This window comes from Pseudomonas urethralis (assembly GCF_021602465.1).
Lineage (GTDB): Bacteria > Pseudomonadota > Gammaproteobacteria > Pseudomonadales > Pseudomonadaceae > Aquipseudomonas > Aquipseudomonas vlassakiae.
The window spans coordinates 108747-123213 of record NZ_BQIJ01000008.1; the positions used below are offsets into that span (position 1 = coordinate 108747).

At 63.9% G+C, this 14467-nt stretch carries 14 protein-coding genes; 7 read left to right on the plus strand and 7 right to left on the minus strand.

Annotated elements, in window-relative coordinates; genetic code table 11:
• The first annotated feature begins 30 nt into the window (after positions 1–30).
• On the plus strand, positions 31–582 hold the full coding sequence (locus tag L6D64_RS15155) for a YbhB/YbcL family Raf kinase inhibitor-like protein (protein ID WP_176507268.1): 552 nt from the start codon (positions 31–33) through the stop codon (positions 580–582).
• A gap of 1 nt (position 583) precedes the next feature.
• On the opposite strand, the gene L6D64_RS15160 is transcribed toward L6D64_RS15155, so the two are convergent.
• On the minus strand, positions 584–1516 hold the full coding sequence (locus L6D64_RS15160; protein WP_176507269.1) for a LysR family transcriptional regulator: 933 nt from the start codon (positions 1514–1516) through the stop codon (positions 584–586).
• A gap of 124 nt (positions 1517–1640) precedes the next feature.
• Between L6D64_RS15160 and L6D64_RS15165 the strand changes: the two genes are divergently transcribed.
• Positions 1641–1901: a DUF2790 domain-containing protein gene (locus L6D64_RS15165; RefSeq protein WP_176507270.1), complete on the plus strand. Its 261-nt coding sequence runs from the start codon at positions 1641–1643 to the stop codon at positions 1899–1901.
• 1 nt (position 1902) lies between these two features.
• Here L6D64_RS15165 and L6D64_RS15170 read toward each other — a convergent pair whose 3' ends face one another.
• Complete coding sequence (locus L6D64_RS15170; protein ID WP_176507271.1) at positions 1903–2598, minus strand: tRNA (adenine(22)-N(1))-methyltransferase; 696 nt, start codon at positions 2596–2598, stop codon at positions 1903–1905.
• A gap of 140 nt (positions 2599–2738) precedes the next feature.
• Between L6D64_RS15170 and L6D64_RS15175 the strand changes: the two genes are divergently transcribed.
• The 3 genes from L6D64_RS15175 (at position 2739) to L6D64_RS15185 (ending at position 7464) form a co-directional block, all read left to right on the plus strand.
• A complete protein-coding gene (locus tag L6D64_RS15175) occupies positions 2739–3098 on the plus strand; it encodes a RidA family protein (protein ID WP_176507272.1) in 360 nt (119 codons plus the stop codon).
• Positions 3099–3157: 59 nt separating this feature from the next.
• The gene (locus L6D64_RS15180; RefSeq protein ID WP_176507273.1) at positions 3158–5254 is read left to right on the plus strand and encodes a TonB-dependent receptor family protein; all 2097 of its coding nucleotides are present in this window, start codon (positions 3158–3160) and stop codon (positions 5252–5254) included.
• 209 nt (positions 5255–5463) lie between these two features.
• A complete protein-coding gene (locus L6D64_RS15185) occupies positions 5464–7464 on the plus strand; it encodes a peptidase U32 family protein (RefSeq protein ID WP_176507274.1) in 2001 nt (666 codons plus the stop codon).
• A gap of 38 nt (positions 7465–7502) precedes the next feature.
• Here L6D64_RS15185 and L6D64_RS15190 read toward each other — a convergent pair whose 3' ends face one another.
• The 3 genes from L6D64_RS15190 to L6D64_RS15200 all read right to left on the minus strand — a co-directional run bounded on the left by L6D64_RS15190 (position 7503) and on the right by L6D64_RS15200 (position 10858).
• Complete coding sequence (locus L6D64_RS15190; protein WP_176507275.1) at positions 7503–8897, minus strand: aspartate aminotransferase family protein; 1395 nt, start codon at positions 8895–8897, stop codon at positions 7503–7505.
• A gap of 85 nt (positions 8898–8982) precedes the next feature.
• Positions 8983–9831, minus strand: coding sequence for a helix-turn-helix transcriptional regulator (locus L6D64_RS15195; protein WP_176507276.1), 849 nt, complete (start codon positions 9829–9831; stop codon positions 8983–8985).
• 571 nt (positions 9832–10402) lie between these two features.
• Positions 10403–10858, minus strand: a complete 456-nt coding sequence (locus tag L6D64_RS15200; RefSeq protein WP_176509544.1) for an REP-associated tyrosine transposase — start codon at positions 10856–10858, stop codon at positions 10403–10405.
• Positions 10859–11130: 272 nt separating this feature from the next.
• Here L6D64_RS15200 and fni point away from each other — a divergent pair, with 272 nt between their 5' ends.
• Positions 11131–12177 carry a type 2 isopentenyl-diphosphate Delta-isomerase gene (gene fni, locus L6D64_RS15205; RefSeq protein WP_176509545.1) on the plus strand — a complete coding sequence of 349 codons (1047 nt, stop codon included), beginning with the start codon at positions 11131–11133 and terminating at the stop codon, positions 12175–12177.
• Positions 12178–12228: 51 nt separating this feature from the next.
• On the plus strand, positions 12229–13140 hold the full coding sequence (locus L6D64_RS15210; RefSeq protein WP_176509546.1) for a LysR family transcriptional regulator: 912 nt from the start codon (positions 12229–12231) through the stop codon (positions 13138–13140).
• Positions 13141–13241: 101 nt separating this feature from the next.
• On the opposite strand, the gene madM is transcribed toward L6D64_RS15210, so the two are convergent.
• A complete protein-coding gene (madM, locus tag L6D64_RS15215) occupies positions 13242–14006 on the minus strand; it encodes a malonate transporter subunit MadM (protein ID WP_176509547.1) in 765 nt (254 codons plus the stop codon).
• Between the two features lie 2 nt (positions 14007–14008).
• Positions 14009–14431 (minus strand): malonate transporter subunit MadL, encoded by a 423-nt coding sequence (gene madL / locus L6D64_RS15220; RefSeq protein ID WP_176509548.1) that lies wholly within the window; start codon positions 14429–14431, stop codon positions 14009–14011.
• Positions 14432–14467: the final 36 nt, after the last annotated feature.

A 14467-nucleotide genomic window follows, 5' to 3' on the forward strand; every position in this document is an offset into this window, starting at 1 on the left:
TGCGGCGCATGGCCCTGCCGAGGAATCGCCATGAACCTCATACCCTGGCTGCTCGCCGCCTTGCTGCCCTGCACTGCCCTGGCTGCCGGTGGCGACTCTGCCGCACTGTCGATCAGCTCGTCGTCCTTCACCGATGGCGGTGTCATCGGCCTGCAGCAGGTCGGCCCGGACCCCGCCTGCGGCGCCGGTGAGGGGCGCACACCGCAGTTGAGCTGGAAGAACCTGCCTTATGGCACGCAATCACTGGCCCTGGTGATGTTCGACCCGGACGGTGGCAAGGGCGTGGGCGTGGTGCACTGGGTCGCCTATGACATCGACCCGGCGCTCAATGGCCTGGAGGAAGGCACCGGCTGGAAGACCAGCGAGGCGCTGATCGTCGGGCGCAACTCGCACGGCACCATGACCTATCGTGGCCCTTGCCCACCGGCCGGGGACAAGCCTCACCACTATGCACTGACCCTGATCGCCACCGACCTGCCGCTGGGCACCTTGCCGCAGGAACTGGATCGCGGTGGCTTGATGGAGTTGCTCAAAGACCATGCGCTCGGCGCGCAGAGCCTGGTCGGCCGTTACGGTCACTGATTCATCGCCAGAACCGGGGGTCGTCGACAATGCGCTCATGGCTCGCGAACAACCCCGGCAACTGTTCCTTGAGGTAGTCGATCCAGGTCCGCACCTTGGCATCCAGGTAATGCCGCGACGGGTAAATCGCATACAGCGCATTCTCACGTAAGCGGTACGGCGCCAGTAACCGCCGCAGGCGCCCCTGCTCGATGGCCTGGCTGGCGGTATAGAACGGCAACAGGCCAATGCCCATGCCCAGTTCACTGGCCACCAGCATGGCGTCGGCGACGTTGGTCAGGAAGCTGTCACGCGGGGCGATCACGCACTGGTCCAGGCCTTGGGGGAATACCCAGTCACCTTCATGCATCGGGTAAGCCATGCGCAGGCAGCGGTGCTCGTGCAAGTCTTGCGGCCGCTCGGGCACGCCATGGGCTTCAAGGTAGCTGGGCGCCGCACAGGGGATGCTGAAGATGGTGCCCAGCGGCACGGCAATCAGCTGCGAATCGGGCAAGGCCTCGTCCACGGTAATCACCACGTCGTGCCCCTCGGCCAGCGGGTCGGGGTTGCGCTGGGACAGCGTCAGCTCGATGGCCACTTCCGGGCACAGCGCGTTGTAGCCGGCCACCAGCGGCATCAGCAACAGGCCCAGGCCATGCGGGCAGTGCAGGCGCAGGCAGCCTCGTGGCGTGAGGTGGGCACCGCGTGCTTCGTCCACGGCCTCGTCTGTCAATGCCATGATCTGCCGCGCCCGCTCCAGAAAGCGCTCGCCCGCTTCGCTCATCCGCAAACGCCGGGTGGTGCGATGCAACAGGCGGGTCTGCAGCTGGTTCTCAAGCTCCGCAACGATGCGCGACACCTGTGCCGCAGAAATATCGAGGGCATTGGCGGCAGCGGCGAAACTGCCGCACTCCACCACCCGGGTAAAGGTACGCATTGCGTGCAGCATGTCCATGGCGCCGGGCTCCTTCAGCACTCTTATTCGTACGTTGCAGGCAGGAATCTATCACGACTTAGCCCATTTATTGTGCATCACCATTGAATACATCATTGGTAAAACATTGAAAAAGGAGCCTGCCATGAAACGTTCGATTGCTTTTGTCGCCCTGTCTGCCGCCCTTGCTTCGTTCGGCGCCTTCGCCGATGCGCCGGCCAGCCGGCCCGTCGCCAGCCACTATGCATACGGCATGCCGCTGGATGTGGCCAAGGTCATCTCGATCACCCCGGCCAGCAACGCTGCCGACTGCCAGGTCGGTACCGCGCACATGGTGTATGTCGACCATCAGGGCCAGAAGCGCGAAATCGACTACCGCGAAATGGGCAACTGCTCGCAGCAGTGAATCAGCCCAGCACCTCGTTGATCCAGCCAATCTGCCGGGCGAAGTCACGCAGCTTCTCCTGCGGGATGGCCCCGCGGGCACGCTCGAAGTTGGCCAGGCTCTGCTGCTTCTGACGCAGCATGCGCTGCCACTTGGTCAGGAAGGCCGGGCTTTTCTCACGCATCAGCAGCGGCCCGAAATACAGCTCTTCGGCACTGTAGGCCACCGCGTCGGCGGGTTCGGCCACGATGATCTCGTAGTCGAAACGGTTTTCCCGCAGCAGCTCTTCGTCGACGATCCGGTAACCGTTGTCCATCAGCCAGCCGCGCAGCTCACGCTCATCGCCATTGGGCTGCAGAATCAGCCGCTCGCGGCCATTCAGGCGCGCCTTGCCACGCTCGAGAATCTCGCACATGGTCTTGCCACCCATGCCGCACAGGCTGATGGCGGTGATGCGGTCGCTGGCCTCGATGGCCTCCAGGCCGTCGGCCAGGCGTACGGTGACGGTGTCCGTCAGGCCGTTGCGGCGTACGTTGCGCTGGGCCGAGGCATAGGGTGTCTGCGCCACCTCACCGGCCACCCCGGCTTCGATCACGCCACGCAGCGCCAGTGCCACCGGCAGGTAACCATGGTCCGAGCCGATATCGGCCAGCCGCGCACCCTGCGGCACATGCGCCGCCACACGCTCCAGGCGCATCGATAATGTCTGTTCGTTCAACTCCGGCCCCTTGCTCGACAATCGGCGGCGATTCTGACTGCCAGGGCGGGTTAATTCAATGCATAAGCGCCCGTCGGCTCGACCCTCGCGACAGGCTCGCGTAGGCTTGCCGCTTTCCTTCCGTAGCAAGGCGAACCTACATGGCAGATCTTATCTACACACCGGATTCCGACGCCGAGTCCATTTCCTCCGACGTCGCTGAGTACAACGGTATCCTGGTCACTACGCAGATCCCGGCCGATCTCGATGCCGACATCACCGGCCAGAGCGAAAGCACCCTGCAGGCCCTGAAAGACGCCCTGGAAAAGGCCGGCAGCGGCATGGACCGGGTCATGCACCTGACCATCTACCTGACCGACATGGCCGACCGTGCTGCCTTCAACGAGGTGTACCAGCGTTTCTTCAGCAAGCCGTGGCCAGTGCGTGCTGCAGTTGGTGTGGCTGCACTGGCCTACCCAGAGATGCGCGTCGAAGTGACCGCCATGGCCGCCAAGCGCTGATTGCCGTTTTACCGGCTCCGCCTCCAGGCGGAGCCTTTTTCTCGAAAGCAGGACGCTGCATGCAATTCCCCCCTTTTCGCCGCAAGGCCCTGATCGTCTTGCTGCCTGGCCTGTGCCCACTGGCCCAGGCCGAACCGGCCACCCCCTTCAATCTGCTGGAACCGGTGGTGGTCACCGGCACCTACGCCCCCAACCCGAGCTTCGACCTGCCCTACTCCATCGATACCGTCGAGCGCCAGCAGATCGCCGATGGCCAGCTGGGCGTCAACCTGTCGGAAGCGCTTAACCGCGTACCTGGCCTGGTGGTGCAGAACCGCCAGAACTACGCCCAGGACCTGCAGATATCCTCGCGTGGCTACGGCGCCCGCTCGGCCTTCGGCATCCGTGGCATCAAGCTGCTCAGCGACGGCATCCCGGCCAGCACCCCGGATGGCCAGGGCCAGGCGGCCTCGTTGAACCTCGACGTGGCTGACCGCATCGAAGTGCTGCGCGGCCCGGCGTCCGCCATCTATGGCAGCAATGCCGGCGGGGTGATCCAGATGTTTTCCCGCGAGGGTTCCGGCCCACCCAAAGTGGGCGCCGAAACCACCTTCGGCAGCGATGGCTTCAACAAGAACCACCTCTACAGCGAAGGCGGCAGCGAACAGGCCGGTTTCCTGGTCGATGCCTCGCGCATGGACACCGACGGCTACCGCGACCACAGTGCCGCCCGCCGCGACCAGACCTTTGCCAAGGTCCACGTCAAGCCCGATGAAGACAGCCGCCTGGCGCTGATCTTCAGTACCCTGGAGCAGAACGGCACCGAAGACCCGCTCGGCCAGACCTGGGACGCCTACAAGCACGACCCACGCTCGGTGGCAGCACGCGCCGAGGAGTACGACACGCGCAAGAGCATCCACCAGCAACAGGTGGGCATGAACTACGAGCGCTACTTCGGCGAGGCGACCCTGCAGTTCAACCTGTATGGCGGCAAGCGCAGCGTGATCCAGTACCTGTCGATTCCCAGGGGCACGCCGGCGAACAACCGCGGCGGCGGCGTGGTCGACTTCGACCGCGAATTCCATGGCGGCACCCTGCGCTGGATCCAGCCGGTCAGCGCCGCCCCCGGCAACCTGACCCTGACGTTCGGCGCCGACTACGACCGCAGCAGCGACGACCGCCGTGGTTTCCAGAACTTCAGCGGCGACACCCTGGGCGTCAAAGGCGAGCTGCGCCGTGACGAAAAGGACACCGCTACCAGCCTCGACCCGTACCTGCAGGCTCACTGGGAACTGGACCGCTGGACCGTGGATGCCGGCCTGCGTCACAGCAGCATGGAGATGGAGGTGGACGACCACTTCCTGGCCAATGGCGATGCCAGTGGCTCGAAGAAATACCAGCGCACCACGCCGACCCTGTCGGTGATGTACGCCTTCACCCCCGACTTGCATGGCTACATCAGCGCCGGCAAGGCCTTCGAGACGCCGACCCAGGCCGAGATGGCCTACGCACCGGGAGCCCTGGAAGGCTTCAACTTCGGCCTGAAACCGGCCACCAGCACGCAGTACGAACTGGGCCTGAAGATGCGCCCGGACCCACGCACGCGGATCAACGCGGCCGTCTTCGAGATCCGCACCCAGGACGAAATCGTGGTTGCCGCCTCGACCGATGGCCGTACCAGCTACCGCAACGCCGGCAAGACCCTGCGCCGCGGCTTCGAGCTGAGCGTGCAGCGTGAACTGAACCCACAGTGGCAGGCCAACCTGGCCTACACCCTGCTCGATGCCACCTATGACGAGGCCTTCACCCAGGGCACCACGACCATCGACAAAGGCAACCAGCTGCCCGGCGTGCCGCGCAGCAGCCTGTTCGGCGAGCTGGTGTGGAAGCCGCGTGACGGCATCAGCATGGGGCTGGAGGGGCAGTACCGGAGCAAAGTGTATGTCGAGGACACCAACGATCAGCACCCGGCACCGGGTTATGCGGTGTTCAACTGGCGCACGCAGTTCCAGCAGCAGGTCGGGCCGTGGACCTTCCACCAGCTGGTGCGCCTGGACAACTTGCTCGACCGGCAATATGTGGGGTCGGTGATTGTCGGCGATGGCAATGGCCGGTATTACGAGGCGGCGCCGGGCAGGTCCTGGTATGCCGGGGCTGGGCTGGAATACCAGTTCTAAGCCTTTGGGGCTGCTTTGCAGCCTTTTCGCGGGTAAACCCGCTCCCACAGGACTTCCTGAGGCCTTGAGCCTGTGCAGTACCTGTGGGAGCGGGTTTACCCGCGAAGGGCCGGTACAACCTGCACACCTCTCGGCACCCAAAGGTGCCAGCCAGGCATTTCACCGCTACAATGCCGCCCTAAACCGTGACAGCCCGAACCTATAACGACATGTCCCTTCCCAAGAACCACCTGGAACTGCTCAGCCCTGCCCGTGACGTGGCCATCGCCCGCGAGGCGATCCTGCACGGCGCTGATGCCATCTATATCGGCGGCCCGAGCTTCGGCGCGCGCCACAACGCCTGCAACGAAGTCAGCGATATCGCCGAACTGGTCGAGTTCGCCCACCGCTACCATGCACGCGTGTTCACCACCATCAACACCATCCTTCACGACAACGAGCTGGAACCTGCACGCAAGCTGATCCACCAGCTCTACGATGCTGGCGTCGACGCGCTGATCGTCCAGGACCTGGGGGTGATGGAGCTGGATATCCCGCCGATCGAGCTGCATGCCAGCACCCAGACCGACATCCGCACCCTGGAGCGGGCCAAGTTCCTCGACCAGGCCGGTTTCTCCCAGCTGGTACTGGCCCGCGAGCTGAACCTGCAGCAGATCCGCACCATCGCCAGCGAAACCGACGCGGCCATCGAGTTTTTCATCCACGGTGCGCTGTGCGTGGCCTTCTCCGGCCAGTGCAACATCTCCCACGCCCAGACCGGGCGCAGCGCCAACCGGGGTGACTGTTCCCAGGCCTGCCGCCTGCCGTACACCCTGAAGGACGACCAGGGCCGCGTGGTGGCGTTCGAGAAGCATCTGCTGTCGATGAAGGACAACAACCAGACCGCCAACCTGGCCGATCTGGTCGATGCCGGCGTGCGCTCGTTCAAGATCGAAGGCCGCTACAAGGACATGGGCTATGTCAAGAACATCACCGCCCACTACCGCAAGCAACTCGACGCCATCCTCGAAGGCCGCCCGGAACTGGCCCGCGCCTCCAGTGGCCGTACCGAGCACTTCTTCCTGCCCGACCCGGACAAGACCTTCCACCGCGGCAGCACCGACTACTTCGTCACCGAGCGCAAGGTCGACATCGGTGCCTTCGATTCGCCAACCTTCACCGGCCTTGCGGTCGGCGTGGTAGAGAAAGTCGGCAAGCGTGACCTGCAGGTGGTCACCGACGTGCCGCTGACCAACGGCGACGGTCTCAACGTGCTGGTCAAGCGCGAGGTGGTGGGCTTCCGTGCCAACATCGCCGAGCCGCGTGGCGAGTTCGAGGAAGACGGCCACAAGCGCTACCGCTATCGCGTCGAGCCTAACGAGATGCCGGAAGGCCTGCACAAGCTGCGGCCGAACCACCCGCTGTCGCGTAACCTCGACCACAACTGGCAGCAGGCCCTGCTACGCACCTCGGCCGAGCGCCGGGTTGGCGTGGAATGGCACGCGGTGCTGCGCGAGCAGCGGCTGATGCTGACCGTCAGCAGTGAAGAAGGCGTCAGCGTGCAAGTGGCGCTGGATGGCCCGTTTGGTGCTGCCAACAAGCCGCAGCAGGCCCTGGACCAGTTGCACGACCTGCTCGGCCAGCTGGGCACCACGATGTACCACGCCAACCGCATCGAGCTGGATGCACCGCAGGCGTTCTTCATCCCCAACTCGCAGCTCAAGGCCCTGCGCCGTGAAGCCATCGAGGCGCTGACCGAGGCCCGGGTGAAGGCGCACCCACGTGGCGGGCGCAAGGCCGAGACCACGCCGCCACCGGTGTACCCGGAGTCGCACCTGTCGTTCCTGGCCAACGTCTACAACCAGAAGGCCCGTGACTTCTATCACCGCCATGGCGTGCAGTTGATCGATGCGGCGTACGAAGCCCATGAGGAACACGGCGAAGTGCCGGTGATGATCACCAAGCACTGCCTGCGCTTCTCGTTCAACCTGTGCCCCAAACAGGCCAAGGGCGTCACCGGCGTGCGTACCAAGGTAGCGCCGATGCAGTTGATCCAGGGCGATGAAGTGCTGACCCTGAAGTTCGACTGCAAGCCGTGCGAGATGCATGTGATCGGCAAGATGAAGAACCACATCATCGACCTGCCGACCCCAGGTAGCGCGGTGGCTCAGGTGGTGGGGCACATCAGCCCGGAAGACCTGCTCAAGACCATTCCACGCGGGATGCATTGAAGACATGGGGGCTGCTTTGCAGCCCCGCTTTTTGATACTTACAGAATGCCCAACCCGCGCGCGGTGCGATCCACCGCAATCCGGGTCTTCTCCACCAGCTCATCCAGCTCGCTGTGGTTGGCCACCAGGGCCGGCGCCATGATCATCCGGCCCAAGGTCGAACGGATGATCACCCCTTCCTCGAAGCCATAAGTACGGCACTGCCAGGCCAGGTCGTTCTCATTGGCATAACGCTTGCGGCTGCCCTTGTCCTCGGCAAATTGTAGCGCCGCCACCAGGCCTGCACCTTGCACCTGGCCAATCAACGGATGGTTGGCGAACACCTCGCGCAGGATGCGTTGCAGGTACGGCCCGGTGTCTTCCTTGACCTGGCGCACGATGCCTTCATCGCGCAGCGCCTTGAGGTTGGCAATGGCCACCGCCGCCGCCACCGGGTGCCCGGAATAGGTCAGGCCATGGGCGAACACGCCGCCACGCTCGACCAATGCCTCGGCAATCCGCTTGCTCAGCACCAGGCCCCCCATCGGCACGTAACCCGAAGTCAGGCCCTTCGCAATCGACAAGGTGTCCGGCTCGAAGCCGAAGTATTCGTGAGCAAACCACTCACCGGTGCGGCCAAAGCCACCGATGACTTCGTCGGCGCACAGCAGCACATCGTACTGGCGGCAGATGCGCTGGATTTCCGGCCAGTAGCTTTCCGGCGGGAAGATCATGCCGCCGGCGCCCTGGAACGGCTCGGCGATGAAGCCGGCGACGTTCTCGGCGCCCAGTTCCAGAATCTTCTCTTCCAGTTGCAGGGCGCAGCGGCGGCCGAACTCGGCCGGGGTCAGGTCACCACCGGCGGCATACCAGTACGGCTCGTCGATGTGCGCGACATCCGGGATCATGCCACCCATTTCGTGCATGAACTTCATGCCGCCCAGCGCGGTGGCGGCCAGGGTCGAGCCGTGGTAACCGTTCCAGCGGCCGATCATGATCTTCTTGCTCGGCTGGCCGACCACCTGCCAGTAACGACGCACGGTGCGGATCAGTACCTCGTTGGCCTCGGACCCGGAGTTGGTGTAGATGGCGTGGCTGTAGTGGCCCGGCAGCAGGCTGAACAGCAGCTCGGACAGCTCGATCACCGCCGGGTGGGTGGTGTGGAAGAACATGTTGTAGTAGGCCAGCTGGTCCATCTGCGCGGCGGCAGCGGCGGTGAGGTCCTTGCGGCCATAGCCGAGCTGGGTGCACCACAGGCCCGACATGCCGTCCAGGTAGCGCTTGCCGTCGCTGTCCCACAGGTGCAGGCGCTCGCCGCCGACCATCACCCGCGGCCCCTCGGCGTTCAGCGCCTTCTGGTCGAGGAACGCGTGGATGTGGTGGGCGGCGTCGCCGGCCTGGTAGTCACGGGTATCGCGCTGGGCGTGCAGCTTGGCTTGGAACGGTGCGTTCATTGTTGTTCTCCAGGGTAAGACGCGGCGTGCAGTTGGCCCTGCCAGACCGCTGACAGTAAAAATCGGGTGGGGTGAAACGGCGCGTTCAGCGCCTTCGCAGGTAGCTTTCCAGCGGGTCCTTGCTCAGGCCCTCCTGGGCCTGGGCCAGCGAGTCGATGAACAGCGAAAACAGCTCGGACTGCTTGGCGATATCGAGCTTGGTGTAGAGGTTCTTGCGGTGGGTCTTCACCGTGTCCTCGCTGATCCCCAGGCGCTCGGCCAGGGACCGGGTCGAGTGGCCGCGCAGCAGGTACTGGGCGATGCGGCACTCGCGTTCGGTGAGCAGCGAGCAGCCGAAGTTGTTCAGCGCGGCGTTGATCTGCCGGCCCAAGGCGCTCTCGAAACGCCCGCCCAAGGCGTCGACATCGAGGTGGCTCCACTGCCGCCGCACCGTTGCCACGACCCACGGCGCCACGCACTTGAGGTCATTGACCTGCTGGCGGTCCAGGCGGCGGGTGCTGGCCAGGGCCACGGCGATGGTCAGGTGCTCGTCGAGGGGGACGATGAAGTTGAGTTCGTCTTCCAGGTGGGCGTGCTGGTAGAACGCCAGGTAGTACTCGCTGCGCTTGAAGTGGTCAGGGGCGACGTCACTGAGGCGGTAGCAACCGGGGCCGATGCCGTCCATGCAGGCCCGGTAGAACGGGCATAGCAAGTAGTAGCCTTCGAGGTACTTGTGGATGTTGCCTTCCGGTAGCCACGGACCTTCCTCGTCCTTTTCGAACAATGCCGAGGGCAGGCCTTTGCGCGGGTAGAGGAACACGGTGATGGCCTGGCACGGGGCAATCAGCTTGAGCGCAGCGAACAGTGCCTCGACGAAGCCCGGCGAGCCCTGGGCGTCGACGACACGGGCCATCTGCACGTACCAGTCGGGCGATTTCAGCCGGTCTTTGCTCATTGTCGTGGTCCCATGCCGGGGTTGTTGTGGTTGGGATTCTTGCATGGGGCCGTGGTGCAGGCCATCACCCTTCGGGGTGAGCTAGTGCGATTGTGGGGGGGCTGACAGGTGCCTGCCTCTGAATAGCGTCAGGGCTGACAGGTGCTTGTATATAGCTCTTCAGCGCCTATGAGATCGAGCGCCGCCCGCGCGGCGCATCGCGGGCAAGCCCGCTCCCACATCTGTTTCGGGCCAATCTCTCCTATGAAGCCAACAGGGACCGCCTTGTTTGCTCCCTTCGATATCGAAGTGGGCGCCACTGCTTTTCATCGATTTTCAGTCTTGCACCAAGGCGGATCCTGTTGGCGGGACAGGAGTAACTGGCCCGAAACAGATGTGGGAGCGGGCTTGCCCGCGATGCGCCGCGCGGGCGGCGCTCGATCTCATAGGCGCTGAAGAGCTATAGACAAGCACCTGTCAGCCTTGATTCTATTAAGAGACAAGCACCTGTCAGCCTTGACCCTATTCAGCGGCAAGCACCTGTCAGCCCTAACAATGTCTAAAGGCATGCCCCTACCAGCCCCACCCTCCCTCACACCCAGACAGCATCCCAGTGCGGGTAGTCGCCTATCCTGCTCACCAACCCTGTTCTTACCGGGTTGTAAACGATGTAGCGGGCAACCTTCACCACATCTTCATCCCGTCGCAAGGCGCGATCGTGATAGCCGTTTTGCCAGATTGTAGAGGCTCGCGCACCGGCCTTTCGCAGTGCATGGCTGGATCGAGACTTGAAGCGACGCATCAATTCGCCGAGCGTCACTTCTTTCAGCTCGATCAACCAATGTACATGGTCAGGCATCACTACCCAGGCAAGGGTTCGGCAATTGTCTTCCTGATCGGCTTGGCGAAAGTACCTGATCACCAGCCTGGCAGAATGGAAATCTTGGAACAAAGGCCTGCGATGGTCAGTGCTGGAAGTAAGTAAATAGACCCTGCCGGGTTCAGAGCAGCGGCCGCGGCGGAGCAAGCAGCTTTGTGGGGTTGGCATGTGTTCATCCTTGAGCAAACACGACTGTTGGAAGGCTAGCCATTTCAGTGATGGATGATCTGTTGAACCATTTCAAGATATGAAGCTGCTGGTGCATCGGGGTTGCATCAGGGCTACAAGGTGCCTGTCTGAGACCTCTACGCAACCCTCACGCACCCTCCCCCAAAGGAACCAGCAACATGGGCTGCTGCCTGATGCTGTACCCATCTTCAACTTAGCTATACAAGACCAACAGCGTTGTACAATTGCTGCCCCTTCAAATTGGAGCCGGCATGAAGAAAAACCCACTGAGCCAACGCAAGGACGATCACCTGGATATCGTCCTGGCCGCCGGCAACAACCCCCTTGGCGCAGACCCCGGCTGGTCGTCAGTGCGCTTCGAACACTGCGCATTGCCGGAAATGGCCCTGGACGACGTCGACCTGAGCACCGAGCTGTTCGGCTGTGCACTAGGCGCCCCGCTGTTGATCAGTTCCATGACCGGCGGTGCCGAACGTGCGCGCTTCATCAATCACCATCTCGCCGAAGCCGCCCAGGCACTGGGCATCGCCATGGGCGTTGGCTCGCAGCGCGTCAGCCTGCGCAGTGGCCAGGACCAGGGCTTGACCGGCGAGCTGCGCCACCTGGCACCCGATGTACCGCTACTGGCCAACCTCGGCGCTGCCCAGCTGCGTGAGGCCGACGGCCTGGACCTGGCACGCCGTGCCGTCGACACCTTGCAGGCCAATGCCCTGATCATTCACCTGAACCCCCTGCAGGAAGCCGTACAGCCAGAGGGCGACCGTGACTGGCGCGGAGTGCTGCAACGCATCGAAACCCTGACCCGCCAGCTGCCAACGCCGGTGATCGTCAAGGAAGTCGGTGCAGGCATTTCCCCCCGGGTGGCGCGCCTGCTCTGCGATGCAGGCGTTGCCATGGTCGACGTGGCCGGTGCCGGCGGAACCAGCTGGGCAGCCGTGGAGGCCGAACGTGCCGGCAATGCCGCTGAGCGCGAGGTCGCCCTGGCGTTTGCCGGCTGGGGCATCCCGACCGCGCACTGCCTGCTGGCGGTGCGCCGCGCCGTGCCGGAAATCGGCCTGATCGCCTCCGGTGGCGTGGCCAACGGCGTCGATGCCGCCAAGGCCATCCGCCTCGGCGCCGACCTGGTAGGCCAGGCTGCCAATGTCCTCAGTGCCGCCGTGATCTCGACCCAGGCCGTGGTGGAACATTTCGAGATCGTGCTGCGCCAGTTGCGCATCGCCTGCTTCTGTACCGGCTCGCGCAACCTTGCGCAACTGCGCCGGGCACGCTTGCTGGCTGGCAACCTGACGCCGCCATGAGGCTTGCGGCTGTGGCATGATCAGCGGCTCCCTTCACTCTGGCGCGCGTGCATGCTGATCGACGAAGAACTGACCCTGAAAAAGCTCGAGACCTTCCTCGCCTTCATGCGCAGTGGCAACCTCGGCCGCGCCGCCGCCGAGCTGTCCACCAGCGCGGTCAGCGTGCACCGCGCCATCCACTCCCTGGAAAGCGCGTTGCGCTGCCCGCTGTTCAAGCACGAAGGCCGCCAGCTGATTCCGCTGGAAAGCGCCTACGTGCTGGAGAAGAAAGCCCGCCAACTGATCCAGGACGCCGAACAGATGGTCCGCCAGACCCGCGAGGCCGCCGGTTTCTATGCCGAGCGCTTCCGCCTCGGCGCGCTGTACTCGCTGACCGTCAAGACCGTGCCGAAGCTGGTGATGGGCCTGAAACTGCGGCGCAGCGAGCTGAACATCGACCTGACCCTGGGCTCGAACGTCGACTTGCTGCAACGCCTGAAGAACCACGAGCTGGAAGCCATTCTGGTGTCACTGGACGAAAGCGCAGCAGACACGGCCTGCGAACAGTTGCCACTGTTCTCCGACGATATCTTCCTGGCCGTGCCCACCGATTCACCGTTCGCCGAGCAACAGGAAGTGGACCTGGCGGACCTGGCCGACTCCACCTTCATCACCCTGACCCAGGGTTTCGCCACTCACCGCGATGGCGCCCGGGTGTTCCAGCAGGCGGGGTTCGAGCCGAAGGTGGCGATGCAGGTGAATGACATCTTCACCCTGCTGAGCATGGTCAGCTCGGGCGTGGGGTTCGCCCTGCTGCCAGGGCGCATCGCAGCGGTATACGAGAACCGCGTGAAGCTGATTGCGCTGCAGGCGAGGTACCGGTTACAGCAGCATATCGGGGTGGTGTTTCTCAAGTCCCGGGAGCGGGAGCCGAATTTGTTGGCTTTGCTGGCTGAATGCCGGATGTACAGCCGGGACAATTGAGCTGGGCCATTCGCGGCTAAGGCCGCTCCTGCAGGGATACCCTCTGCACCGAGGGCAACGCGGTACCTGTTGGAGCGGTTTTAGCCGCGAAGAGACCAGTACTAGCCAACCAATCCCCTGACACAGAAATACAGCACTGAAGGTCCCATGAGACACCCCAACCCAGTATGGAAAGTAGCGGTCAGTGCACCGTAAGGCACCAGCCGACGATCCGTAGCCGCCAACCCGGCGGTCACCCCCGACACAGTCCCCGCCAACCCACCAAACACCATTGCCGAGCGCGGGTTGTCCAGCGCCAGCAACCGCGCCGACACCGGCGTGAACACCATCACCAGGATCGCCTTGATCAACCCGGTGGCAATCGACAGCGCCACCACATCCGAACTCGCCCCCAGCGCCGCCCCGGTCACCGGCCCGACGATATAGGTCACCGCCCCGGCGCCGATAGTGGTCATGCTCACCGCATCCCGGTAGCCAAAGGCATAGGCCACCGCGCAACCCACGATAAATGGCAGCACCGTACCCAGCAGCAACGACACCGCACCAATCAACCCGGCCTTGCGCGCCTCGGTGGCCTGCACCTCGAAGGCCGTGGCAACGATGGCGAAGTCGCGCAGCATGGCCCCGCCCATCAGGCCGATACCGGAAAACAGCGCCATGTCGGCCAGGCCTTTCTGACCGCCGGTCAGGGTACCGCCAACCCAGGCCAGCACCAGGCCGATGACGATGGCGATTGCCGAGCCATGCACCCGGCCAAACGTCAGGTACTTCGACAGCAGCACCGACAACCACATGATCCCGCCAACCACCGCAAAGGCCGTGATCAGGCCGTTGTGCTCCAGGGCATTGTCAATGATCGGCCACATGATCAGCGCCCTCCGGCAGGGGCGACCTGCGCATTTGCAATTTCAGGCGCTTCAGGCGCCGGCAAGGGTTCGCCGCGATGGCTGCGGCTGATCACGGCAATGGTCAGCCCGCACACCAGCACCGCACCGATCGCCGCCAGCAGCGCCACCGGCCCGCCGTGCAGGGCGGTAACCACGTTCTGCTGGGCGGCCATGGCCACCACCACCGGGATGTACAGGGCGCCCCAGAAGCCGACACCGAACTCGCACTCCTTGCTCATGCCGCCATTGCGGTGCATGTACAGCCGCGCGCAGATCAGCAGGATCATGGCGATGCCGACCCCGCCCACATTGGATTTGACGCCCAGCAGCACGCCCAGGAAGTCGCCGACGATAACGCCAGCCAGCGTGCATACCGCCAGCAGAGCCACACCATAGATGATCATTGTTGTTGTCCTCAGCTTGAGTCGAAGTTGCTTGTT